The organism is Leucobacter faecis, assembly GCF_054456695.2.
In genome coordinates this window covers 1-24,606 of sequence record NZ_JBTJER020000013.1, presented here as the reverse complement: position 1 = coordinate 24,606, position 24,606 = coordinate 1, and the positions used below count along the sequence as shown (strand labels likewise).

Below are 24,606 nucleotides of genomic sequence, written 5' to 3'. Positions count from 1 at the left end.
TGGCGCGAAGCGCACCACCGCAAAATTGCACGTTGTGTGCGATTGGATCGACGGGCAGTCGCCCTGACGAAGAAATGATCCACCCCTCCACAGCGGCACAAACACCGTGCACCGAAACACTCGGCCGCGCGGGAACGCTACTGGGAAACGCGCGCAGAATGCGCGGGGATCGGCTCCACTGTAGCACCCTTCGTGTCAACCGCGAGAGTAAGCACGCGCCAATCGGGGTGCTTCTCAGCGACCAAATCGGCGGCGGCCATGCGCTCCAGGGGCCCGTTTGACAGTACGAGCACCGACGGCCCCGCCCCCGATACGACGGCCGGATGACCCGCGGCACGCAGCTCGGCGATCAAGTCGCGCGTGCCCGGCATCGCAGCCCCGCGGTAGTTCTGATGCAGTCGATCCTCGGTCGCTTCAAACAACAGCTCAGGGCTCTGCGTGAGCGCGGCAATGAGCAGGGCCGAGCGCGACACGTTAAACACCGCGTCCTCGTGCGGCACCTGCTGCGGCTGCAGGCTGCGCGCAAGCTCGGTCGACATCGTAAAGCTCGGCACGAGCACCAGCGGCGCCACACCCCGGTGCACCATCAGTTTCTTAAACTTCGGCCCGTCGGCGGTGGTCCAAGCGATCGTGAGCCCGCCAAAAAGCGCCGGCGCCACGTTATCGGGGTGCCCTTCAAGCTCAGTTGCGAACGCGAGCAGCTGGGTCTCGCTGAGGGCAAGAGGCGACACCGGATCGCTCTCAAGGAGCCCCGCGGCGATCATCACTCCGGCGACAATGGCAGATCCGGAGGAGCCCATGCCGCGACCGTGAGGAATGCGGTTGTGAGCAGAAAGTTCGATGCCAGGGATGTTGCGGCCCAGGCGCTCGAAAACGTGAGCGGCCGAGCGCACGACCAGGTTCGTAGCGTCGGTGGGCACTTCGCCCGCGCCGACGCCCGTGACGTGTACGAGCGCGCCTGGCTCGTCGCGGGTCACCGCGGTGAGCTCATCGCCGTACGCCAGAGCGATGCCGAGCGTGTCGAATCCGGGGCCCAGGTTCGCGCTAGTGGCGGGCACACGCACCCGCACCGCGCGGTGCACCGTTAGGCCCGCCGCTGATCCGGCGCTCACGCGTTGCCCTCGAGCCGCAGCACGCTCGTGACCTCGTGCACCAGATCGGTAGCGCGCAGCGCGTCGACCATCGCGGCGAGGTCTGCCTCGCGGGCGACGTGCGTTCCGATCACGAGCAGTGCGCGACCGGGCGCGCCGTCGGCGATGTTCTGCTCGACACTCGCCGCTGAAACGCCGTGCTCTGCGAGGAGGCCCGCGATGCGCGCGAGCACACCGGGCTGGTCGCGCACTTCGAGCATCACCTGGTAGGCGGTGCTGACCGCGCCCACGGGCAGGATCGGCAGCTCGGCGTGCAGGGATCCGGCGATGCCGGGGCCGCCCACGACGTGGCGGCGCGCCGCTGACACCAGGTCACCGAGCACCGCCGATGCGGTCTCAGAGCCGCCAGCGCCCGCACCGTAGAACATCAGTTCGCCAGCGGCCTCGGCTTCGACGAACACCGCGTTCTTGCCACCGTAGACCGCCGCGAGTGGGTGATCGCGGCGAATCAGTGCCGGGTAGACGCGAGCAGAGACACCCTGCGTGCCGTCGGCGGCGGTGAGCCGCTCAGCGATCGCGAGCAGCTTGATTACGAAGCCAGCCTTCTTGGCGGTCTCGATTTGCTCGAGCGTGATGCTCGAGATGCCCTCGCGGTACACGGCTTCCACCGGCACCTCGGTGTGAAACGCGATCGACGCGAGAATCGTAGCCTTCTGCGCTGCGTCGTAACCCTCGACGTCGAGCGTCGGGTCTGCCTCAAGATAGCCGAGCTCGCTCGCGACACGCATCGCATCCTCGGCGCTGTCGCCAAAGCGATCCATGCGGTCGAGAATGTAGTTTGTTGAGCCGTTCACAATGCCCATCACGCGCGTGATGTGATCGCCTGCGAGGCTCTCGCGCAGCGGGCGCAAGATAGGGATTGCGGCGGCAACGGCTGCCTCGTATGACAGCTGCGCGCCCACCTGCTCTGCGGCTTCTGCGAGCTCGGGCCCGTGTGCCGCGATGAGCGCCTTGTTGGCGGTCACCACGTCGGCGCCACCCTGCAGCGCCTGCAGAATGAGCGTCTTCGCGGGTTCAATGCCGCCCATCAGCTCGATCACAATATCGGCGCCCTGCACGAGACGCTCAGCGTCGTTTGTGAAGAGCTCCTGGGGCAGGTCTACGTCGCGCTTCGCGTTCACGTCGCGCACGGCAATGCCAGCGAGGGTGAGGCGTGCGCCAATGCGCGCTGCGAGCTCGTCGCCGTGCTCGAGAATGAGCCTGGCGGTCTGGGCGCCCACCGAGCCGCAGCCCAGCAGGGCGACGCGTAGGTCACGGTATCCGTTCACTTCACTGTCTCCGATCATCGTGTGTGTTGCGCCGCACACACCGTGTGGTGCGGCAGGTTTGCGCGCCGTCGCCCGTAAACGCGGGCGACGGCGACGAAGCTTAGAGCCCTGCGGGCGGCAGGTCGCAGGCCGCCGCGCGGGGCGCGGGCTGCCACGCAGGCGCGCCGGTCACGCTTTTCGCGAGCAACTGTTCTTCGGTCTCGCCCGCCACAATGAGGCGCGCGCTACCGCCCTGCACTGCTACGACAGGGGGCCTGGGCACGTAGTTGTAGTTACTCGCAAGTGACCAGCAGTACGCCCCAGTCGCGGCGACGGCGAGTGTGTCCCCCGGACGCACGTCGCTGGGCAGTAGGTCTCGCGGCACGACGATGTCACCCGATTCGCAGTGCTTGCCGACCACGCGGGCCAGCGCAGGCGCAGCCTGGCTCTCGCGGTTTGCGAGCACCACGTGGTAGTCAGAGTCATAGAGTGCGGGGCGGGCGTTGTCGCTCATACCGCCGTCGACGCTCACGTATAGTCGTTCGCTGTAGCCGAGGTCTGCCGGGTCTGCCGCTGCATCGCTACCCGCAAGTTGCACCGTCTTTGTCGTACCGACTGTGTAGATCGTGACACCCGCCTGACCGATGACAGAGCGACCGGGCTCGAACGCGAGCTTGGGCACCGGGATTCCTACTTCTTCGCAGCTTGCAGCGACGATATCGGCGAGCTCACGCGCAATCGTCGCCACCTCGGGTGCCTGCTCTGCCTGGGCGGGTGTGTAAGCAATACCAAAACCACCGCCGAGGTTGAGCTCGGGAATCTCGCGCCCCGCCAGCTTTGCGAGCTCGGGATACACGCCGAGCAGGCGGCGTGCCGACTCTCGAAAACCCTCGGTCGCGAAAATTTGCGACCCGATGTGGCAGTGGAGACCGACGAAGTCGAGCGACTCGTGGCCGAGGATCTGTTCGACGAGACGGGGCGCGTCTGCCAGCGGGTTGCCAAACTTTTGGTCCTCGTGAGAGGTGGCGAGGTAGTCGTGGGTCGAGGCGTGTACGCCGCTGTTGACGCGCAGGCGCACACGCTGCACACGGCCCTGTGCCGCGGCCACGCGCGCGATACGCTCGGTCTCGATAGCGCTATCGATAATAATGGTGCCAACCCCGGCAGCCACGGCAAGCTCAATCTCGCCGATCGACTTGTTATTGCCGTGGAAGCCGATGGCCTCGGGTGCGACGCCCGCGGCAAGCGCAACCGCAAGCTCACCACCGCTGGCAACGTCGACCGCGAGGCCCTCCTCGGCCATCCACTGCGCAACCTCGACGCACAAGAATGCTTTGCCGGCGTAGTAGACGGTGGCTGAGGTGCCGATGCGCTCGGCCTCACTCGTGAGCGCTTGGCGCACCTCACGCGCTTTCGCGCGAGCAGCGCCCTCGTCAATAACGTAGAGCGGTGAACCAAACTGTTTGGTCAGATCGGTGGCCCGAATCTCGCCAATTTTGAGCTCTCGGCACTGGTTACCGCGGCGCGCCGAGGGCGGAAACACGCGGGTGTCGATGGCGTTCAGGTCGGCCGGCTGGGGGGCAGCGGTCATCACAGCTCCTGGAGGGGTCAATCGTGGTCGAGAACGCGCTCGCAGCGGCTGCCCAGGGCAGCGCGTGGCGAGCGGACCCGGCTTGGTCCCTGAAGCCGTGCGAACGGAGACTTAAGGTCTCAGAACGAACCCCTCAAGCTTAGCGTGATGCGCATGCCCGCCGCACCACGCACGCGTCATATGACGCGCGTGCTGCGAGCGTGGCACGATTACTTGCAGCTGCCCGGCTGCTGCTCGGCCGGGTCTGACAGGATCGTGGGCGCCAGCGCCGCACGAATCGTGACCGATCCCGTCGATGACATATCAATTGCCGTCAATTCGACGCCCTTCGGTAGGCGGTCTGAGATGCACACCTGCTGCGGCTTCAAGATCGGGTCGAGCAGACTACCGGTAGCCTTGCCCAACTGCTCAGCCGAGAGATCAAACCCGGCGGCCTTCACCCCCGTGGGCTCGACGGTTACCTCACCGTCTTTGACACCCAAGTGCAGGGACGCTGAGAGCCCGACGTTCTGACCGAATATCTCGAGCGAGCGCCCTACAACTAGGTCATCGCCGCGCACCTCACCCGACTGCGCGATTCCCTGGGTAAGCATCTCGATCGTGGCACCCAACTCGTCCTTCGGCACCGTAAGCGCGGCCGTGCCACCCCGAATCTCACCCTTCGAGGGGTCGAAGGGTGAGAAGGCTGCGTGAACCTTCGCGTCGACGGAGAGCCCATCGATGATGGGCACACCCGGCGACGATACTGTGACGTCACCAATGCCCCCGCGCAGGGCATTGATGAGAGCAGAACCGCCCATCTCAACTTCGACGGGGTGGTCATCGCTGAGTTTCATTTCACTGCGAATCGCACCGGCGATCACGCCGGGCACAATGAGCCTGAGGGCCACCTCTGCGGCGCCCGCCAAAAGACCGAGCACGACCACGACCACGAGTGACCGTAGCCACCAGTTCGTTTTACGCGGTGACATGGGAGCGGAGCCCGTACTAGAGCCGCTCGGGTGCCGAGACACCGATGAGGTCGAGTCCGTTACGCAGCACCTGGCCAGCAGCGTCGTTGAGCCACAGGCGCGTGCGGTGCAGGTCACCGATCGCTTCTTCGCCTAATGGCAGCACACGGCAGGCGTCGTACCAGGAGTGGTATGCGGAGGCGAGCTCTTCGAGGAATCGCGCGATGCGGTGCGGCTCGCGCAGCTCAGCCGCGCCCGCGACAATGCCGGGGTACTGCTGCAGCTTGCCGAGCAGCTCAGTCTCCGTCTCGTGTGTGAGCAGTTCAGGCGCGAACGTGCTGCGGTCGATTCCGGCTGCCTCGGCGTTGCGATCGACCGCGCAGGTGCGCGCGTGCGCGTACTGCACATAAAACACGGGGTTATCGTTCGAACGGCTACGTACCTTCTCACCATCGAGCGCGAGCGGCGAGTCGGCCGGGTAGCGTGCGAGCCAGTAGCGAAGCGCATCTGATCCGAGCCACTCGAGCAGGTCGTTGAGCTCGATAATGTTGCCTGCGCGCTTCGACAGCTTCGCACCGTTCAAGTTGACGAGCTGGCCGATGAGCACCGTCACGTCGGTTTCGATGTTGTCGCCCGCAGCGCCCGCGATAGCGGTGAGACGCCCGATGTAGCCGTGGTGGTCAGCGCCGAGAAGGTAGATTTTCTCGCCGAAGCCGCGGTCCTTCTTCGACAGGTAGTAGGCGGCATCAGCCGCGAAATACGTGTAGATGCCATTGCCGCGCGTAAAGACACGGTCCTTGTCATCACCAAAGTCGGTCGTGCGCACCCAGGTCGCACCATCTTCGTCATAGACATGACCCTGTTCGCGCAGACGATCAATCGCTGCTTCGATCGCGCTCGCTTCGCCATTCTCGCCCTTGGCGTGCAGCGTGCGCTCCGAGAAAAACACGTCGAAGTGCACGTTAAAGCGCTCGAGCGAGTCTTGGATCTCGGCAAGCTGCAGCTGATAGCCGAGCTCTTCGGCCTGTTCGAGTGCTGCACCGCGATCGGTAGCGGCGAGTGCTGCGAGCCCTGGTAGCTGCTCAATAATCTGCGCGCCAAGGGCCTGAATGTAGGCACCGGGGTACGCGTCTTCTGGGGCGTCTTCGCCGAGGGCGGCGGCCAGCACAGAGCGACCGAACTTGTCCATCTGCGCGCCAGCGTCGTTGATGTAGTACTCGGTCGTCACCGTGGCACCGGCGGCGCGCAGCACCCGTGCAGTCGAATCACCCAGCGCGGCCCAGCGGGTATGCCCCATGTGCAGTGGCCCGGTGGGGTTCGCCGAGACGTACTCAAGGTTGATGTTTTCACCGTTGAGCGTGTCGCTGCGGCCGTAATCGTAGCCCTGCTCGACGACACGACGGGCGGTCTCGCCGGCACTCGCTGCGTCAAGCGTGATGTTAATGAAGCCTGGACCAGCGATCTCTGCCTTGGCTACACCGTCGATGACTGCTGCCTGCGCCACAACCTCTTGGGCAAGCTCGCGCGGGTTGACACCGAGCTTCTTGGCGAACTTCATCGCGACGTTCGAGGCCCAGTCGCCGTGTGCACGGTTTTTGGGTCGCTCCACCTGCGTATCAAGCTCGGTGACCTCAATCTCAGCCCCTCGGGCTTCGACGATGTCGGTCAGAATACGGTTGATTGCTGCAGAGAGTTCTTGTGGCGTCACAAGGAACAAGTCTACTCGCATCCTCGGTCACGAATTTCCGTTGACAGGAGCGAGCCGATAGAGAACTTCAGGGCGCCCCTTTCTCCCAAACCTGTGCGACGTGTCAACTTCGCCAACTCGCACGAGATAGTCCAAGTAGCGGCGCACGGTTGCACGGGATGCACCAGTGAGCCCACCGACGTCACTCGCGGTCATTGCTTGCCAGGACGACAGCGAGTGTCGCACTTTCTGGAGGGTTGCCGGAGACACCCCCTTCGGTAACGGCGCATCTTCAAGCTGGGTCTCATCAGTCTGGCGACGCCTGGGTTTTGACAGCACCGCCAACAGCTGGTCGATCTCTCCCTGTCCCAGCGGCACGTCAGCCTCGTCCTGCGCTACCCGTGCGGTAGCACGCCAGTCGGAGTACTCGGTCATTCGCGCCCGGAACGTTTCCTCAGAAAAAGGTTTCAGCAGGTACCCCGAGACCCGCGCAGATAGAGATTGACGCACAGTTCGCCGATCGCGTGATGAACTGACAATAAAAATGTCGACGTCAAGCCCATGCGCAGCACGGATCTGGTGCAGCACTTCGATACCGCTAAAACCCGGCAAATGGATATCGAGCAAGATGAGATCGATCGCAAGTCGGTCAGCGGCAATCACGGCATTCTCGCCTGTGCCAACGGCGGCCACTACATGAAACCCTTGAATCCGGGATAGATACTCTTTGTGCAGCGCTCGAGCCGCCGCGTCATCGTCGACAACGAGCACTCGAATCTGGCCACTAATCACGCGTTCTCCTTTGTGGCAGAACTACTTCGAATCGTGCGCCACCCAGTGCGGCTTCTCCCACTTCGATCGACCCGCCAGCGTCGACTACCTCCTGCAGCACGAGGGAGAGCCCAACGCCTCGCCGCTGCCCGTTGGGCGTCGATTTGGTTGAGATCCCACTATCGAACACGACATTCCGAAGGTGTGCGGGAATCCCTGGACCATCGTCTTCAACGGTCAGTGTGATCTCGTCAGCGCCCACCGCCCATTTCGTTTCAATGTTGTGCGCCCCCGCTTCGACCGCGTTGTACACCAGATTTGAGACGGTCGTCGAAAAAGCTCTGGGCGCTGTAATGAGGTTGGGAAATTGGCCCGTGCTCAGGCACACACCCTTGCGAACAGCCTCACGCGAAAGGCTATCTAGCAGTCCCTGAAGTTCGCTCGCAGGAATCAAGTATTCGTCGTGCTCGCTCCTTCGCCGAACGGTGTGCGTAGTTTTTGATCCAGATGCGTCACGGCGTTTTCTATCGTTGTCGTCCTGATCCGCTGACGCATTCGCAATGAGATTTGTGAGAAATGCTTCCGCCTCAGCATATTTGCCCGATGACAGATACCCCTGGGTGATGTGCAGTTGCGTGCGGAACTCATGCGTCTGCTCTTTCAACCCATCAACCAATTTAGCCCGTACTCTGGCACTGTGCGCCTGAATAGCGAGCAACCTTAGTCGCCTGTTGAGTCGCGTTGCTATCGCGGCCGCACCAAGCGTCCCCATAATCGCCGCAAGACCGATCCACGGCAGCGTCTCAAACACCGCCGTATGAAAGTCTTCGTCGATATCTGAGATCGGCACTCCTACCGACACCGTGCCTGCGGCCTCCCCTGCGACCAAGATACGGGTTTTGGCACGCAGCGTCGGTACGAGCTCGCCTTGTTCGACCCCGACGAACGGTTCTCCAGCCAGCACTGCAGAGTGGTCGGTCGAGAGCGGCTTACCTCGTTCACTCACTATTGGATGTGTGAGTCGAATCCCTTCATCGTTCGCAAACACGACAAAAGTGAACCCGGACGCTTGAAGGATCGCGTCGGCCAGAGGTTGGAGGTCTGCCGAAGCCCCGGCAAAGTCCAACTGCATTGCGTCCCTGACGCGATCCATCTTGGCGAGTCCCTCAGCGGCGTTCAAGACTCGTTCTTCAGCCAGTTTTCGCAGCGAATGGTCTTGCACTGCCACTGCGACACCAGCAGAAACGATCACCACTACCAACACGATCGCACACTGTATAAGAACGATGGCCCAGCGTTGACGGCTGCCAATATCGAGCGGTGCCCACTGCGCCTGGTTCGTCACGCGATCCTCTCAGGTCTAATTTGCTCATCCTCCCATACCCGCGAGCTTTCACGACCAGTTCGCGCTTAAATATCAGGCCTTGATCCGTCGTCGCACGAGCAGACCCACGCCTACGAGAGCGAGCAACCCTGCCAGCGTCAACGGCGCCGTAAGATTCCCCGCCCCCGTTTCGGCGAGCGGATCTGTTTCTTTCTCTACAGGAGGCTCAGGATCGACCCCTGTCGAAACGTCGTGGGTAGCCTGTGCGCTCGAAGTGAGGTGATTAGTGTCGCCCGAGTATGTCGCCACTACCGGCGAAGGAAGCGAGTCTTGCAGGGCGTCGAGCTGCCATGAGCTGTCACCCGCCTGTAGCTCTACAGTCCCGAGCGTCTTGTCACCGTGGGTCAGCGTCACCGTGCCCGTAGCCATCGTGCCAAATTGCGTCATCACTTCGCCTACAGCCGAGAGGATCGTCCCCTCGTCGTCAGTTTCCAGTTGGATCGAGAGCTCGGTCGTCGCCGGAGCCACCGTAAGGGTGCCAGGCGTTCCGACCGCAGTGATACTGCCGCCGGCAGCGTCTTTCAACTGCAGCTCCACTTCGTAAGATCCCGCGCTCTGTGTCGCTGCAGGAACTAAAGCTTCGAGGACTTCACCGTCGGCAATGCCCGTTACGTCGAGCACAGAGGTTTCCACTCCATTAACCATGAAAGTCGCAGTGGCAGGGTCGAAGGACCCCTTGGTGATCGTTCCTGTGAGCGTCACATCCTGCCCGTACGTCACTTGTACGTCGTTCACAACCGTGGTGGGATCAGTTGTGACACCAACCGACTGAAAGACGTATACAGAACCGCTCTTTGCACGTGCCAGAGGACTCGCGATGAGTGCGCGGTCGCCGCTGATGCTGAGTCCCCGACCGTAGATCTGCTGCCCGAAATAGTCGCCCGGCTGGGCGTCTGAGGCTGTCAGTACCTGTATCGGTGCTGGCGACTGGCGGCCGTTCGTGTCGCCGCTGCCCACTCGATCAATCGTGTCCATGGCGTACACGTACACCTCACCCGCGTAATCGGGTCCATGATCACCATTGGTGAGCAGCACCTCGCCGTCAGCATCCAGCGAGTAGCCGAAGCCAGTGGTGAAGGGCGGCGGTGTGAGCTTTCCTCCTGTTTGTGTGAGGGCGGCGTCGAACAGATACACAGCCCCCTGCGTGGTGTCTCCCGCGGCTACCGCTTCTGATGTGCAGCCGATTTCGGGGGTATCCGCGTTGTAGTTCAGCTCAATGGGTGAGCCGACAGCGAGGTAGTCGCCGAAGAACGAGAGCGACATTCCAAATGCCGGGCCGCCGCCAGCAGAATTCAGGCACGTCTTCGGGTCATTCATTGGCTGGCTGGTGAAGAGTGGTTCAGCGCCCGTGGCGAGATCCCAGAGATACACCCCTCCAACTGGTTTATTCGCGCCGTCCCTGAACTGCACTGCGCTGACGGCAGCCTTCGTCCCAGAAATTGCCACAGATTGACCCGTCACGCTGTGCGCAAGAGGTGTTGCCGCAATAAGTGGAGTCCAGGTTTCATTCGGAGCCGATACATCTACGGCAAACGCGAACCCTGCGTTTCGTAGATCATCAACTCGCGCATTCGGCACCCCAACAACGAGTTTGCCCGCGGAGTAGGACAGGGACTCACCAATGGAGGCTCCATAGTCCGTTACGCGCGACGGCTTCACGTCGGGCGTAAGCGATCTTGCGAGAGACCACTGCCCCGCTGCATCACGGAGATACTCGTAGACGGTCTGAGCTTTCGGCGCAGACACATAAGCCGCTGAAGCATCATCATTAAACACAACGGCAGCCCCAAATTCGGTATCCGGCTCGGGAGCGGCTACCGTGCTGGTCGACCAGTCTTGGGGAGTTGGCCCAACGAACTGTGCAAAGTCAACCGATTGTCCTTGGACACGCGTGTACGCCGCAAAGTCTCCTGAGAAATCCACGCTGTAGCCAGCACGGATGCCGTCAGCCGGCGAAAATTTCGCAACCTCGTTGTACTCCGGAATGGCCGCTAGGGCGGGCGATGTTCCGAGTGGGAGCAGCATAGCTCCCGCCATGAGTCCTGAGGCAAGCACACCAATACGTTTAGGCACGGGCATATTCCTTTCGTGATGACGCATTCGATGCTTTGGGGTATCGAATTGCTTTGGTGGGTCGAAGAGAATCGGCTAAACAGTCGCCGGTGTCGAGTCTTTGCGCTCGGTCACCTGGCCTGTGGCTTCAGTATCCGCCTCCAACTTCTCGGTAGCGTCTTCCACCGTTTCTGCGCGTCGCTTGCCTGGAACAATAAAGATGAAGAGCAAAAGTGCCACCACGGCGACTCCTACGTACAGCCCCGTACTCGTTTTGAGGAGGCTTGATACTAACCCGACGAATGGCGCGTGGAAGAAGTACTTATCTGCTTCGGTGATCACATAGGGTTGAGGATCCTCGGTCGCGTTCGCATCACCCCGCATGCGCATCTCAAAAGCGGTGGGGCTACCATCGACGGGTGAGATCTCGAGCACCCGGTGGGTGATGAGGCCTTCTCCCTGTGTTCGCTCCGTGGTAATGACGTCGCCAGGTGTAATGTCTTTAGCGTCGATCTTCGTCGTGAAAATCATCGAGCCTGTCGGAATCCCGGGCTCCATCGATCCGGACATGACATTGAGTGCCTTCACCCCGAAGAACATCGCCGATAAGAAGACCACGATCGAAAGTACACCCATCACCGCCGCAAGCGTAAGAACGCCCGAGCGAAAGTGTGTATAGATTGTGTTGATCATAGGGTTCCTTGGTTTCTTGTTTTGTGGTCGAAGTAGCGTGAACGCGCCTAGGGAGCGACCGATTGCGCGTCAAATCGGATCGCGAGTGCCGATTGGCCACCGTTGAAATCGACAGTCTGCGGGTCGTCAAGGTAGGTAATCGTGAGCACGAGGTTCTGGCGGCTTCCGCTGTCTCCGTCGACGAACACATCGCCGTGAGCAAGCGGCGCTTTCCCACGGGGCTCCAGCTTCCCTAAGGTGCCCACCGCTTCCTCCCAGGGCTTGTCTGCAAACAGTTCAACGCCGTCCAGCTTGGCTGAGAACCGCAAAAATTCAGTGATGTTTGGCTTCCCCGGTACTGCACCTTGATTGCCTTTCAGAAGCAACCGAAAGTCGACTACAGCATCAATCTTCGGGGTGTTGTTAAAGACGGGAATTTCGGTTTCGATCGTGCCACCCGGCACAAGGGCATCTGAGTCCTTAATTCGCCAGTCAAAACCTTTGTCGGTGTCGGCTTGTTCGACGGTTCCTGCCGGAATGACCACACCTATATCGAACTTGTTGGCGCTACCGATGCCAGTGCCCCCCAGGTTCAGGTTCGCCCAGTCGGTGAGGACTGCCGCTGTTGCGAGCGCGCCCGTGAGCAACAACGTTCCGGTAGCCAGCAACAGCCGCTTTTTGCCAGTGAGGCGGTGTAGGCGTTTCATAACTTCCGTATCCTTTTCGCTTATCTTCAATTGGCGGCTCTAACCGAAGACGCCGAGTCCAATATCAGTAATCAACCGCTTACTTGCGCCTACTGGCTTACCCAAGACACCTTGGGCGTTGTATCCCTGACCCCAGTTCTCACCGCTCGAAAGTCGCCAGATATAGAACCCCTGCCCCGCACTGAAATCGACGACGTCAGAGCTCACAAGCACTGGGGACTGCGGAAACTTGCCATAGTCATCGCTGGCACCGTAGCCATACAGGTTGTGGTTGGCGTCGAGCAAGATCGTCCCGGTGAACCCCGCTGCCGTAGATGTGATGTTGGCGAGCGAAGATTCGGGCACCAGACCGGGGTTGTGCGGGGCGGGGTTGCCTCCCCCGCTCGGCCTGCCGCCAATACGGGTGTCATTGCCACCCCAGGTCAGCACTCGGCCGTTCGACAGCACAGCGTGGCCCATGTCGATCCCGCCCGCCACCTGCACGATGTACGGTTCTCCCTGGCCCACATTGTTCTTGAACCACGGGCTCAACGCTTTCGATTGCCGCGCCTGGTTCAGACTTGCCTGGTCTGCGCGCGGCATTGAGCCTTGGCTCCCCCAATACCAAACTTCACCATTACTCAGGATCACCCAGAAGTTGTTGTAGGCGCCGTTGAGGTACATCGGAAATGCATCACCCGAGCTCGGATCGGGAAGACCTGGCACTTGGGTAGCGCCTCTCCCGCTCATCCCGCCATAGCCCGCTTCACCCCAGGCCCACACTGTGCCATCGTTGCGCACGGCGGCTCCTGCCTGCTCAGAGCTCGAGATCATTCCAATGTTCTCGAGTAGGGGGCCCGCACCGTTCCAGTGAGATCCGATCCGGATCTGGGCGGGCCGATTGTCGGGGCGCTGGTTGCCAGTGCCATCGCGTGCGGGGATGGTGCCCCAGCCCCATACGTGACCGGAGGATTGCAGCGCATTGTAGTTATAGATGCCGCCTGCGACAGACGACATTTCCCCTATGGGGAGGCCTCCGACGGGAGTGGCTTTCTGCCACAGGCCGCCGCGAGTCGATCCGGCTTTGGCGTCGTTGGTGTTTCCCCAGACGTAGACGGTGTTGTCCGTTCCCAGCCCGACGCCGGTGTCGACGCTGCGTGCGGAGGTGAGCCCGGTCAGAAACGGAGGCGGCACGTGGGCCGTGAGCGGCTCAGACCTCGCGTTTGCCTGATCCACATAGGCGGCAGCGGTAGCACCTGCAACCGCCAGCGCGCCCACGACCAAGGCAGTGAGGGTAAAGCCTCCGACACCACGCGAGATCCGGCCGCGCCGTCGCACCGTACCCGACGTCGTCATTTCTGCACCGTCTTTCGTCTCATAATTACTGCACCAGTTCCAATAAGTAGCGCTGCGGCGATACCCGCCGCAGCGAGCGGGGCGCCTGTTTCAGCCAAGGCATCTGTAACCCCGTGGGTGTCACTCGTCTGTGCAACGAACGTGAACTGCAGGTTTCCCGATGCCCCCTGGTACTCGTTGCCAGCTTCTGCGGGCAGCGACACCGTGCCCGTGAGGGAGATTGACTCCCCGGGATCTAGCTGACCAAGTACGGGAATCTGCGGCTGTAGCTGTGTGACGCTGAGATCATCGAGCAGCGTGCGGCCCGCTGAATCAACGATTGTGATTCGTGCGGGGGTGCTCCCCGATCGCAGGACTTCGTCCAGCTCGTTGACCGTCGACAGATCCACGTCCACCGGGTGCTTCGCTACATTCCGCACTTCCGTGCTCCAGGTTTCCGTGTGTCCGGGCGCCGGCATTGAAATGTGGCTCGACGCTGGCGACACACTGATCAGGTCAGAATCCTGCGCGAGAGCGGGTGTCGACGCGAACGGAGCAACGAACAGTACGACTGCGACCGCGAGAAGGATTGTCTTCACGGTGTTGATACCCCTTCGAACCTCAAGCCGATCATGGTTTCTTTACCCGAGAGCATGAAGCTCGTCGAAGGATCGAGTCGCACGGACAACTTGACCGAGTGAGTGTCACCCGGCGCTACTCCGAGAAACTCGGCGTCGGGAAGCTGATTAAACATCTCTGACGACACCGCCGATGCCACCAGGGTGCCATCTAACGAAACGTCGAAGCGCATTTGCTCGAATAACGCAGCGCATGCACTTTTGCAGTCTTCACGCAGCACCAATTTGGGGCTCACATCGCCGCTCGGGCCACCCGGTTCGATCCGTACGGTCGCTTCGTATTCGATCGGGTTGTTTACCGATATCACTGCGTCAGGCGTCGTCGGATAGACCACGGCCGAAGCTTCGTCGTCGGCATCGGCCCAATTGGATCCGTCGGCCACCTGCACCTCAAACTCGTTCGGGTTGCCGATCGCTTCGCCGCCGAGGTTCAGGTTGGCGTGATCGATATACGCTGCGCTCGTACCCGCGACTACGGTGAAACCCACCAGGCCAATCACAGAGCAGGCTGCGAGCAATTCTGTCATTCGTCGAGGCGCGATTCTCACAGGCTTTCCCCCTCAAAACCAAAACGAACGTCCGTGCTGGCAAGCTGCCACCGGTTATCGAGGGATTCAGGGATGTCTATCGTGACGTCGAACACCCGGTATCCCCCCGCTGCAATAGGTTCCTCGAGTGGAATATCCTGCAGTTCAGTCGCTGGCACGTCCTTGATGAGGTTGCGACCGTCTTCACTCACCGAGAAAGACAGAGCCGGGAAGAGGTCAACAAAATTTCCCGTCTCCGGATCAAGTTCGTGACTTCGATCGTGCGGATCGCTGATCTTGAGGTCCACCTTGCCAGCCAGTTTTGGGCTCGCGTTCTTCACCGCGACGGTGAGCTCGATCGTCTCACCGGGGATCGCTACGAAGTCTGATCCGTCGGCAGTCAAGGAGATTTGGAACGGAGCGGGGTTACCTTCCACCCAGCTCGCAGCCCCGGGTTGCCAGTTGTGTCCGGGTGAGCCAGCCGTGAGAATGTTCAGCCGGTTGTTGCTTCCATCCAGAAACACTGAGCTATCTTCTACGTCAAGGATCACAGCGGCAGTGAGCAACGAGCCGGCCCCCAAAAAGAGACCTGCAGCGAACACAAGCCGAGCAGAACCGCTGCGTTTCATGATTCACTCCCATCAAGAGCAAGGTGGGGCAACCCGATCGGCTACCCCACCTCGAAATGGAACTTACGGCTTGACCGACGAAGCGTGGAAGTTCGCCTGGACGTAAGAGACCTTCTCCATCAGAGCATTGTTGGCTTCTTCGGACCCCTGGTCAGGCAGCGTGATGGTCAGCTTCAACACGCTTTCCTTTGCCGACGTGTATGTGCCGAGGTCGAGGTCGTTGACCTCGTCCTGCGAAACGTTCGTGACGAGCTCCGTGCCGTCGAGTGTGACGGTGTAATCGAGAGCGTTTCGCATCTCAGGGCTCGACACATGGTTAGGGCGATCCTGCAGCTTGAAGTCAATATCGGCAGAGAGGACGGGGCTCTCGTTGCGGAACGGAATATCGACGCTGATGGTGTCGCCTGGGGTGATCGTGTCAGCACCCGGAATGTTGATAGATACGCCCTCGGGGGTATTTGCTTCCTGCCATGCGCCGGGAACAGGGTTACCGAGCGGGTCGGTCTTAACGACCTGGATGTTGAAGCGGTTGTTACCACCAATACCCGAATCGTCCGTACCGCTTCCAAGGTTGAGGTTCGCGAAGTCCGTAAACGCCGCAGCGGTGGCAAGGCCCGCCACAACGAGCAGGCCACCGCTGGCCAGAATGATTCGCTTGCGCCCCGAAGTAGCGCTCTTCATTGTTGACATGACTGCATGTTCCTTTCACAAGGCCGTCTGGGCCAGGTGTCCTGGCGTTTACATGACACCTGGACGTAGCGTGTTAGCCAAGCTGCCGCTGTCTCCTTGTGAAAGACAGGGCCTGACTAACTCCGAGTGTGCCGAACTTGAGTCGCTGACGAGACGGAATGCCCAGTTGTGCTCATTGATGCTCACGGCGGGCACGACGCAATAAAAAACGGGCCTGAACTGCTTTAAGCAATTCAGACCCGCTTTTGTCGCCGTGCCCCCGGAGGGATTCGAACTCCTAACTGAGCAGAAACATCACTAGGCACCAAGACGCATCTAGCCGCATGAGATCAACGATGCCGGGGTGTTAGATTTCTAACATCTGCACCGAGAAACACGAAGACACCTAGCCGGTGCCCCATCGTTTGCCCCATGAGATCGGCATCACACGTTCCGTTACAGAGGTCATCCTTTCGGCCACCTAATTAGCAGACTTGAGGAATTTATGCCCCTCTTACGCATCGACGCCTAAGGTGATTGTTACTTCAACCCATCGCGACAGGTCATCGATACCAACCTCAGAGCACTGGAAGCGATAGTCCTTCTTGTATGCGAGCGTGTGAAATGACACCTCGGGACGCGAACGGCAAGTTAGCTGCATACCGTCGCTACTAGAGATAGTCACCGACGCAGACGGTATAGCCGGGATGTCCTTGTGATCTCGCTCAAACAACACAGCAAGATGCGTTTCCGTGGTCCAGTCAAACCAACTCCGGTGATGGGATGTTTCTAACACTGCCCATGAAACACTCAAGCCTTCCGGGAACGATCCAACAAGATTATGCTTCACTGGCTTCTCTCCGTAGTCCGAAGAGCCGGCCCCCAGAACGAACACACCACAGCCAATGGCAAACACAGAAATTGCGCCTATCCAAGACCAGAATTCAGACTTGCGTGTCCTATTTGCGGGCATGAGCATGATCCTAGCCGCAAGCCAATAGTGGGCTGACCCGATCCCACTCAATGCACCAACCTGCCCACGCTGCTGGCTCTGGTGCATGATCCCCTGGAAGTGCTGGTGGGAGTGTCCTAGCTGTGCCGGAGTGATGATTCATTGAGTGTCAGAGCTGAAGCATTAAAAAACCCTCTATTGCATTCCAACATGAATGCAATAGAGGGTTTCGAAATGGAAAGTTACTTTGAGTGAAGGAACCGAAAATACTCGGCTGACGCTTCACGTGACGCGTTGGAATCACGCTCAAGCTCATGTTGCCAGATCTTCGCAAAATCAATCTCTTTGATCTCTGCTTCGTCTCTTACAGCATCAGAGCCGAACGGTTCTCCATTAGGTATGAAACCAATTCCCATGGCTTCTCCTTCCGTTGGTAAGAACTACACTACGTCATTCTCGAGTGCTGGCGTAACAATTGGCTTTTTACGCAGCTTGTCCGCAGCGAGCGCTGCAGAGCAATACCATGCGTATGTCTGTAGCACTTCTGCATCGGCTTCCCTGATTGAGCCTGCGTGCTCCGCCATAAGCATTAGAGCTCCAACCACCGCTTCAGGGCCTGTGGCTTTGCCGTCACGATACATGGGGACAAGCATGTACTCCTTGTATTTAGGTCCCTTGAGCTTAAGGAGCCTTTCAAAAGCAGCGACATCTCCCACTTTGGACACAAAATAATACTTGCACTCATCAGCGATGCGAGAAATGATTCGGGCCGCTTCAGGGTTCTTGTGCGAGGTAAGAGACACATTGAACTCTCCTGCGGTTGTGTGCGTTCCCACAATCTGTTCGAGCTTTGTTGACCCGTTGCCGCTCCTGACAACCCGAAACAGCTTTGCGTGCATCTGCGAGTCTGCTTCTAGCCCAATAACTTGCATTGCACGCGTCCGGAAATAGCCCGCGCATTCAGACAACGTGTGGGCCAGATATCTCTTGTCGAGTTCCCCGTTAATGACATCATCAACTTTTGTGATCAGATTCGCGGTTCGCGCCGAGAAACTCATTGCTGCTGCTTTCAGCGCTGTGTTCTTTTTCAGATCCCGCTGCCTCTGCCTGAGATGCCCTCGCCCTTGTGCGATTGCAGTGGGAAGCAGCGATGCTATAGCAAGGAAAACGACAAGCAGCAAAGCCCAATCACGGCAAAGATCCCAAATATCTGCCGGCACGACGGACTTGAGCTTCGCTCGCAAATCTGGGGCACCAATAACAGCCAAGCCCACAATACTGAGTATTGAAGCCCACCACACCGGGGGGAGAAAGAATCTCCAGTCCCCATCCTTGAACGAGAACTGCAATTTCTCGTCTTGCTTTTTCCTGTTCCCCACTTTGCCCTTTGATTGACCTATTACATAGACTTCGAAAGTCTATAACCTGATCACATTTTCTATCAGCGCTCCCCATTGGCAAATGGTGCATTCCTCGACGCTGAAGCAACCTGCCCAAACTACGCGAGTTCACGGACAACGAGCCGTAGCCAGATGCGACTGTTCGCAGCTTCTCGCTGCGATGTGGGGCTACTCATAATTGCCCACCTTGCTCTCTCAACTAATGACACAGCTATTGCCCCTCTTTGGCCGAAACCAGAGAGGGACAATACTTGACACTTAGACCAGTCGATTTAGAGCTTACTAAGCAACTCGGCTTTCTTCGCCGCGAACTCTTTTTCCGATAGAACCCCGCTCTCACGCAACTCAGCCAGCCTTGAAAGCAGGGTCACCAAGTCAGGATCATCGGCTGGCCTTCCCTTCTGGAACAGGTCTGCCGCTTTGTCCAGAACACGTTCGACCAGAGCGGGAGACTCATCTTCAGGTGAATGCGGTTGAGCGACAGGCTCTTGCCGGAGCTCGCGTTCCTTGAGCAGCGTCGATAGGACCATATACAGCTTGTTCGGCAGTTCAAGTACCGAGCTCTTGCCATTCGCCCACTCCACGTGCACAGTGTGCCCAGTCTGGGCGGAAGCTCCAACAGCGGCTTGAAGTGATTTCCCTAATGCACCAGGCAGGACATTTCCTATTGCAGAGGCGCCGAACTTACCGACCATTCCAGGCTCGGGTACGATTTCTTCCCAGCTCAGAACTGTTTCCGAGTTCACTTTTTGGCGCGTGACAATCGACTGGACAACAAGACCATGTCGTGCCGCAGTGACCGATCCGTTAGATAGATGTCCTGCGATGACTTTGCCTTGGCCGGTAAGCTCCTGCATGATTCCCATGCTCCGCATCGTATACCTGTCTTACGACATTGCTACAAGCCGGCTCTACGTCGCTCTTGCATTCGGGCTTCCACAAGCTGATCGATTTGCCTGTCAGCGACAACTTTCATTGTTCCAATCAAATGATTGTTCACATCTCTCACGACCAGCGTTGACGGCATCCCCTGGTTTGCCACGATCTCAGCGACACGGGCCTCGAGGCCAGCGAACGCATCCAGCCGGTTGCCTGTCTCGACCCAGATCTGCCGGTTACGGTCACGCTGATCGGTCTTCCCACTAATGAACGCTTCCCAATTGGTCTCGGGCTCAGCAAACCGTTTGATCGGAGGCCCGCCCGCATAGATGCCAGTATCGAGGCCACCACCGTTCGCGAACTCAAACAGGTTGCCGTTCGCAGACTTCGGTGTGCCCAGGCTCGAGAACGTCTCGGTGACGTTCTGCACGATGTTGATGACCTTTGCGGCCATCTGTGCGTTCTGGATCTCAAACCATGCCGACCAGAAGTTGTCGTCGTTCGCATCGATCGTTGAAGTCTTACCTGGGATAGTCTTCGCCACCACCGCATCGATCTTCGCTTGAGCATCAGCGTTATCGCCGTACACGTACGAAGTCTTGTCATCGATCTTCACGACGTTCACACCGTCAATGTTCTCGAGCGCAGACGCCGTATCCGCGTCGACCTGCACGATCTTCTCCGGCGCGATCCCCTCCACCGCGGCGTTGAACCTGCTGCATCGCCGCCTCCACCTCAGCAGACGACGACACCAGCCCATCAGCCCACCGCGCAGCCACCTCAGGATCCTCACCCAACGCGGCCCGCATATCGATGATCCGTTGCCGACCCTCGTCAAGGATCGCGTTCGCCGCCTCCTGATCGCCCGTCATCAGCATCGTCGCACCAGCAGACTCGTTCGCCGCCGACGCTACATCGAGCAGCGCCTTGACCGTGTTGCTGCCTGCCTCAGTAGTGATCTCAAGCGAAGCGCCACCCTCGTTGAGAATGCCCGCGAGCTTCCGATACTCGTCTTGCAGCCTGACCGCAGAAGACTCCATATCGAACTGAGCCGACCCGAAGTTCTTGATCTGATCCGACAAGTCAGCCACCTGCTCAGACGTTTCGCTAGCGGCATCCCCCAGCAGCACGAGTGCGTCAGCCTGCGTGCCAGTCTTTCCGGCAGCATCAGACGCAGCGTCACCACTCCCCTCAGTGGCTTCCCGCAGACGGTCGTGCTTCTCCTTTGCGGAGGTCAGCATCTCATTGCTGCCATCGAGCGCCATATCTACCAGGGCAAGATCCTTTGACCAGCCCTTCCAATCTGCGTTCTCCACTCGGAACTCAGAATTGGACTTGAACAGGTCGAGCCGCTCATTCACGCGTTCGAGAGCGTCAGCGTTACCCAGCCAGGCATCAGTCATGTCCTTCGAGCTAATGCCGAGCCGCTTTGCCATCTCGAGGATGCCTTCCTGCTCGAGCTTGTTCGCTGCCCACGCCGTCGAGTTCTCTGTGACCGCGCCCGTCTCCCCGTCAAGGGTTTGTGCGAGCTCCTTCGAGTTCGAGACCATCTTCTGTTTCTCGCCTAGCAGTACCGCTGTGATCGCTACAGCGCCCATGATTGCGACTCCCCACGGCCCCGTCAGAAACCCCGTCAACCCAGACAGTGCCTGAGCTGCGATCTTCGACGTGATGTTCAACGTGTTCAGGTGCCCCATGAAGTCCACGAACTTCGGCAGAGCTATAGCCATACCGCCACCCAGCAGCCCAACACCAGCCGTCAGTATCCCAACCCCCAACGCGGCATCCTGCAACGGGGCCGGGAGATCGTTGTACACGTCCACCGCAGACGTGAGCCACTGGATCATGTCACGGAGCGAGTCATTCGCTGCCGATCCCGTCCTCATCCGTACCCTTCGAAGAAGGCACCGCCCTCTGGACTCAGAAGAGCGGTGCCGTTTTGGGATGGGTTTACCCAATTACATTGTTGTAGCGGAATAGAAACGCAGCCATTGCCTCACGAGTCACACTGCTCAGCGGTTGATATTGGCCGGAAGAATTACCAGTGGTGATGCCTTTAGCTCTCATCCACGAAATTTCCTTGTAGAACTTGTGCGTCTTCGGAACATCCACAAAAGGTGACAAGGCCGGCGGAGTGTAGCCCGGCTTGCCCGCAAATCGGTATAGAAACGCTGCCATAGCCTCACGTACCAGTGGTGAGGCGGGCCGGAATGTACCGTCTGCGTACCCTGTGGTGATCCCACGATTCACCAGCCAAGTGATCTCCTTGTAGAACTTATGTGACTTCGGGACATCGAACGCGACCTGCGCAGCTCGGTATTTCGAGGCCCGCACCGCCTGCTCGTCAATCACTCGTGCTGCGTTTCGATTCGTAGTTCCGGACGGAACGGTCGGTGCGTTGATGAATGTCTTACTGGGGGTAGCGTATTGATTCTGCCGCGGGCAGTCATTTCCACTGCACGGGTAGGCCATGATGTCCCGCGCCAGTCCAGGGATGCGGTAACCAAAGGCATAGCTAGGAACTGCTGCTCTCGAGTCCGCGTCAGAGCTTTCATAATCGTGCCCCGATCCAAGGTTGTGACCAATTTCGTGCTGCAAAGTCATACCGCTAAGGCATGACCGGGCGGTGACTGAGAACCCAGACCCCGGACCCGAATTCTTGTTGGCTAGCCACCCAATTCCGCAAGCGTTATCCGCGGCACTCGGAGTAATGACGGCCACCAGGTCAGCTCCAATTTCATCCCGGCGGTCAGACAGCTTCCGCATCGTCTTGGCGGTTCCATTGGTAGCAGCTCTCAAGTCAATCTCCATGTCCACCGTGGAGTGATTCCAATCGAGCTTGATCGTGTCGAGCAGTGAAAGTCGGGTCTTCATCTTTGAAGTTGCAAAAGCATTGTTGGTCACGCCGATGTACGTGGCCATGAGAGACTTCATCGCCGTAGTGTCCCCCGTGCCGTTGGTGTGCCCTACAAGCACCGTCACAAGTGTCTGCTCAGAAGCAGCCGCGCAGGCAGTTCCGCCGCAGTCAGTGCGCTCATCTACCGGATCGTAGGATTCTGCTGGAGCCACAAGGGAGTCATTACCGGGCGACTCTGACAATGCGATCATCTCCCCTTCAGCGGGCGGACTGGTGGGCTCAATGATGTACCTATCTCCCCCAACAGAAGTAATGCTGATTGGTGCCGTCTCCGTCAGTTCAAGCACTGCGCCAGCTACATACTGCCCATCTTCATCCACCACGAAAGCGAAGGAAGCTTGGCCTTCTGGGGTGCCCTCCTCAGACAGGACAGATCCCAATGCCTCCACTGTGGGAAGATCGTCATCAGCGGCTGTGCTGACTCCGATCTCGGAAAGTTGAACTGACACTACTTCGCTATCCAGCGTGGATACCTGGATAATCTGCTCAGTGGGAATAGATGCTCGCTGGCCCGGCTCGACACTCAAAAGCGTGTTCAGACCTACCACAGAATTTACTGCCAGATCTGCATCGAACTCAGTTAAGCGAGAGTTCGAAGATTTAGAACGAGACTGGTGATCGTTTGACTCTTCTGAGTCATCCAGAAACCATGCCGACTCGGCTGAACCCTCGGCCAGCTCTGGCACTGGTCCTAGTTCCGCCGGAGGCTCAACTTCTGGCTGTGTCTCAACCTCACCCGTGCCGCGCGTCGGCACCACCTCGCGGCTGGGTGCCTCATCAGGCACCTCGGGTGTGGGCACCTCGGATCTGGGCGCCTCCTGCTCCTCGCTGATGGTTTCAGATGAGCTGTTGGTGTTTTCGGCGTGTGCTGATGGGCCAACAAGCAGCGTTAAGGCGAGCACAAAGCTGCCACCAATTGCCAGTGGGCTATGAAGTTTTTTCATGTTCTCTCTTTCAAGTCAGTCCACCCCATTTGCCTAAGTTATCTAATAATCACTTGTTCCATAAGTGATCAAGCTGCCCCTCTTAGCCCTAAGATTGGGTGTATGGCAAAGGGACTATGTTCAAGAAGAATCAGCCGAATACTGGCGATTTCTTGCGCTGGGCTATTCCTATCCGGAATTCCTTTTTTCTTCCTAGCCTCGGCTTCTTGGGCGATGGAAGAGTCCCAGATTGAGTCAATTACTGACACGATTGAGGCGCCCAAACTCAAAGATTCAGACGCCGCAAAACCGGATGCACACTTCAATCCTGGTCTCCTTCAAAGCGAGGGTGACCAGGCGCTAGGCCAAGGACCAGAGGTTACTGATAGCCCTGCGAACCGCAATGACCCTGATCCTGCAACACAGGGTGAGGCAGCGGCCGATGAGGTTGCTGTCGAGCCTGAAGGCTCGGGAAACGTATTTGAGTTCGAGCTTTCAGTGGTGGAAGCCGCCCCCGGGGCCGTGGTCCAGGTCACTGGAAAGTGCCTGTTTGGCGGGCGACCTACAGACGCATATTCGAGCATGATGTATATCGAGGACGATGGGGCTACTTCGTACAACATACCCATCTCTACATCCGTCGATATAGACGGTCTGGTGACCGGTGAAGTCCAGATCCCCATGAATGCCTATTCAGGGGCGTATGACGCTTTTCTCATGTGCTTGTCTGGCGATGCTGTGTTCGGATCTGCTTCTCAAGAATTTTTAGTTCTAGGTGACAATGCCCCAAAACCACCGGCCATTAAGCCACCTGTCACGACACCTCCAGTTACCGTGCCACCCACAGGAACGCCACCTGCACCAGTCATCCCGACTGAGCTGGCCAAGACTGGCTCAAGCCATATCTCAATGCTCTGCTCAAGCTTTCTTCTTCTGCTAGCGGGCGGGGGCGGACTTCTCGCAGGCCGCCGACACCTCCGCAGCAATCGGTAACCCTGCTAAAAGGTTTAGCTCGTTCAGGCCAGACGCCCAGACCGCTACGCGTTCTGCCAATCCATGGTGAGGTATTTCTCAAGGGCGTAGTGGCGGAAGGTGTTTAGGCGTCCGCGGGAAATCACAACGTGTGCTAAGTCGAGGCGCCGAGCGATCGGTTCGACATTGGCGGCTCCGTCAAAACCCATTGCGCTGGCAATACGAGTTACGGTTCGGTGTCTGCTTGGGTGGTCTCAAGTCAGCCCCGACTTGGAACATGCGACGCGCGACAACCCACTTGGACGAACTCCGCGAAGCTCGCGCATTAACCAAGTAGCTCCCTTTCCTGCCCCCGAGAAGCAGTAGCAATCCTCATGATGCCGACATTATCTAACCAGCAGGTTCGATACGGCGTCATAACAGGGCCGGACGCGACATCTGGACCTACGTTACTGGCGACGACCCAGGCCACGCGTCACAGCGACCACGTCGTATGTTGAGTATTCGAAGGCTTCAGCACCGGCGATATTGCGAGTGAGCACCAAGCAATATTGCGATTGAGCGCCGCGGAATC

23 protein-coding genes are annotated in these 24,606 nt (G+C 59.1%); 1 reads left to right on the top strand and 22 read right to left on the bottom strand.

From position 1 onward, the window contains the following. Positions 1–137 precede the first annotated feature (137 nt). The 22 genes from thrB to ACXR2W_RS12295 all read right to left on the bottom strand — a co-directional run bounded on the left by thrB (position 138) and on the right by ACXR2W_RS12295 (position 23,081). Complete coding sequence (thrB, locus tag ACXR2W_RS12400; protein ID WP_458816056.1) at positions 138–1,112, bottom strand: homoserine kinase; 975 nt, start codon at positions 1,110–1,112, stop codon at positions 138–140. After that, on the bottom strand, positions 1,109–2,419 hold the full coding sequence (locus tag ACXR2W_RS12395; protein ID WP_489948859.1) for a homoserine dehydrogenase: 1,311 nt from the start codon (positions 2,417–2,419) through the stop codon (positions 1,109–1,111). Before ACXR2W_RS12395 ends, thrB begins: the two co-directional genes overlap by 4 nt. Before the next feature lie 100 nt (positions 2,420–2,519). Further along, the gene (gene lysA / locus ACXR2W_RS12390) at positions 2,520–3,989 is read right to left on the bottom strand and encodes a diaminopimelate decarboxylase (protein ID WP_458816052.1); all 1,470 of its coding nucleotides are present in this window, start codon (positions 3,987–3,989) and stop codon (positions 2,520–2,522) included. A gap of 209 nt (positions 3,990–4,198) precedes the next feature. After that, entirely contained in the window at positions 4,199–4,960 is a 762-nt protein-coding gene (locus ACXR2W_RS12385) for an LmeA family phospholipid-binding protein (protein ID WP_458816050.1), read from the bottom strand. A gap of 16 nt (positions 4,961–4,976) precedes the next feature. After that, positions 4,977–6,647, bottom strand: coding sequence for an arginine--tRNA ligase (argS, locus tag ACXR2W_RS12380; RefSeq protein ID WP_458816048.1), 1,671 nt, complete (start codon positions 6,645–6,647; stop codon positions 4,977–4,979). A 27-nt stretch (positions 6,648–6,674) separates the two neighbouring features. Next, entirely contained in the window at positions 6,675–7,397 is a 723-nt protein-coding gene (locus ACXR2W_RS12375; RefSeq protein WP_458816046.1) for a response regulator, read from the bottom strand. Positions 7,398–7,410: 13 nt separating this feature from the next. After that, entirely contained in the window at positions 7,411–8,742 is a 1,332-nt protein-coding gene (locus ACXR2W_RS12370) for a sensor histidine kinase (RefSeq protein ID WP_458816044.1), read from the bottom strand. A gap of 72 nt (positions 8,743–8,814) precedes the next feature. Continuing rightward, positions 8,815–10,854: an FG-GAP repeat protein gene (locus ACXR2W_RS12365; protein WP_458816042.1), complete on the bottom strand. Its 2,040-nt coding sequence runs from the start codon at positions 10,852–10,854 to the stop codon at positions 8,815–8,817. A 75-nt stretch (positions 10,855–10,929) separates the two neighbouring features. Beyond that, positions 10,930–11,526: a signal peptidase I gene (locus tag ACXR2W_RS12360; protein ID WP_458816040.1), complete on the bottom strand. Its 597-nt coding sequence runs from the start codon at positions 11,524–11,526 to the stop codon at positions 10,930–10,932. 47 nt (positions 11,527–11,573) lie between these two features. Next, positions 11,574–12,212: a hypothetical protein gene (locus tag ACXR2W_RS12355; protein WP_458816038.1), complete on the bottom strand. Its 639-nt coding sequence runs from the start codon at positions 12,210–12,212 to the stop codon at positions 11,574–11,576. A 39-nt stretch (positions 12,213–12,251) separates the two neighbouring features. Then, positions 12,252–13,547, bottom strand: a complete 1,296-nt coding sequence (locus ACXR2W_RS12350; protein WP_458816036.1) for an RCC1 domain-containing protein — start codon at positions 13,545–13,547, stop codon at positions 12,252–12,254. Continuing rightward, positions 13,544–14,125, bottom strand: a complete 582-nt coding sequence (locus ACXR2W_RS12345) for a hypothetical protein (protein ID WP_458816034.1) — start codon at positions 14,123–14,125, stop codon at positions 13,544–13,546. The genes ACXR2W_RS12350 and ACXR2W_RS12345 overlap by 4 nt, the downstream gene beginning before the upstream one ends. After that, the gene (locus ACXR2W_RS12340) at positions 14,122–14,664 is read right to left on the bottom strand and encodes a hypothetical protein (protein WP_458816032.1); all 543 of its coding nucleotides are present in this window, start codon (positions 14,662–14,664) and stop codon (positions 14,122–14,124) included. Before ACXR2W_RS12340 ends, ACXR2W_RS12345 begins: the two co-directional genes overlap by 4 nt. 44 nt (positions 14,665–14,708) lie before the next feature. Further along, complete coding sequence (locus tag ACXR2W_RS12335) at positions 14,709–15,320, bottom strand: hypothetical protein (RefSeq protein WP_458816030.1); 612 nt, start codon at positions 15,318–15,320, stop codon at positions 14,709–14,711. Between the two features lie 63 nt (positions 15,321–15,383). Next, on the bottom strand, positions 15,384–16,010 hold the full coding sequence (locus tag ACXR2W_RS12330; RefSeq protein ID WP_458816028.1) for a hypothetical protein: 627 nt from the start codon (positions 16,008–16,010) through the stop codon (positions 15,384–15,386). A 493-nt stretch (positions 16,011–16,503) separates the two neighbouring features. Next, the gene (locus ACXR2W_RS12325; protein WP_458816026.1) at positions 16,504–16,905 is read right to left on the bottom strand and encodes a hypothetical protein; all 402 of its coding nucleotides are present in this window, start codon (positions 16,903–16,905) and stop codon (positions 16,504–16,506) included. A gap of 278 nt (positions 16,906–17,183) precedes the next feature. Then, positions 17,184–17,357, bottom strand: coding sequence for a hypothetical protein (locus ACXR2W_RS12320; RefSeq protein ID WP_458816024.1), 174 nt, complete (start codon positions 17,355–17,357; stop codon positions 17,184–17,186). A 24-nt stretch (positions 17,358–17,381) separates the two neighbouring features. Continuing rightward, positions 17,382–18,209, bottom strand: a complete 828-nt coding sequence (locus tag ACXR2W_RS12315; protein ID WP_458816022.1) for a hypothetical protein — start codon at positions 18,207–18,209, stop codon at positions 17,382–17,384. A gap of 404 nt (positions 18,210–18,613) precedes the next feature. After that, positions 18,614–19,207 (bottom strand): SHOCT domain-containing protein, encoded by a 594-nt coding sequence (locus ACXR2W_RS12310; RefSeq protein WP_458816020.1) that lies wholly within the window; start codon positions 19,205–19,207, stop codon positions 18,614–18,616. A 32-nt stretch (positions 19,208–19,239) separates the two neighbouring features. Further along, entirely contained in the window at positions 19,240–19,893 is a 654-nt protein-coding gene (locus tag ACXR2W_RS12305) for a hypothetical protein (protein WP_458816018.1), read from the bottom strand. After that, positions 19,850–21,106 carry a hypothetical protein gene (locus ACXR2W_RS12300; protein ID WP_489948858.1) on the bottom strand — a complete coding sequence of 419 codons (1,257 nt, stop codon included), beginning with the start codon at positions 21,104–21,106 and terminating at the stop codon, positions 19,850–19,852. The genes ACXR2W_RS12305 and ACXR2W_RS12300 overlap by 44 nt, the downstream gene beginning before the upstream one ends. Positions 21,107–21,170: 64 nt before the next feature. Further along, positions 21,171–23,081, bottom strand: coding sequence for an S-layer homology domain-containing protein (locus tag ACXR2W_RS12295; protein ID WP_489948857.1), 1,911 nt, complete (start codon positions 23,079–23,081; stop codon positions 21,171–21,173). Positions 23,082–23,183: 102 nt separating this feature from the next. Between ACXR2W_RS12295 and ACXR2W_RS12290 the strand changes: the two genes are divergently transcribed. After that, entirely contained in the window at positions 23,184–24,053 is an 870-nt protein-coding gene (locus tag ACXR2W_RS12290) for a hypothetical protein (protein WP_458816012.1), read from the top strand. The last annotated feature ends 553 nt before the right edge of the window (positions 24,054–24,606 follow it).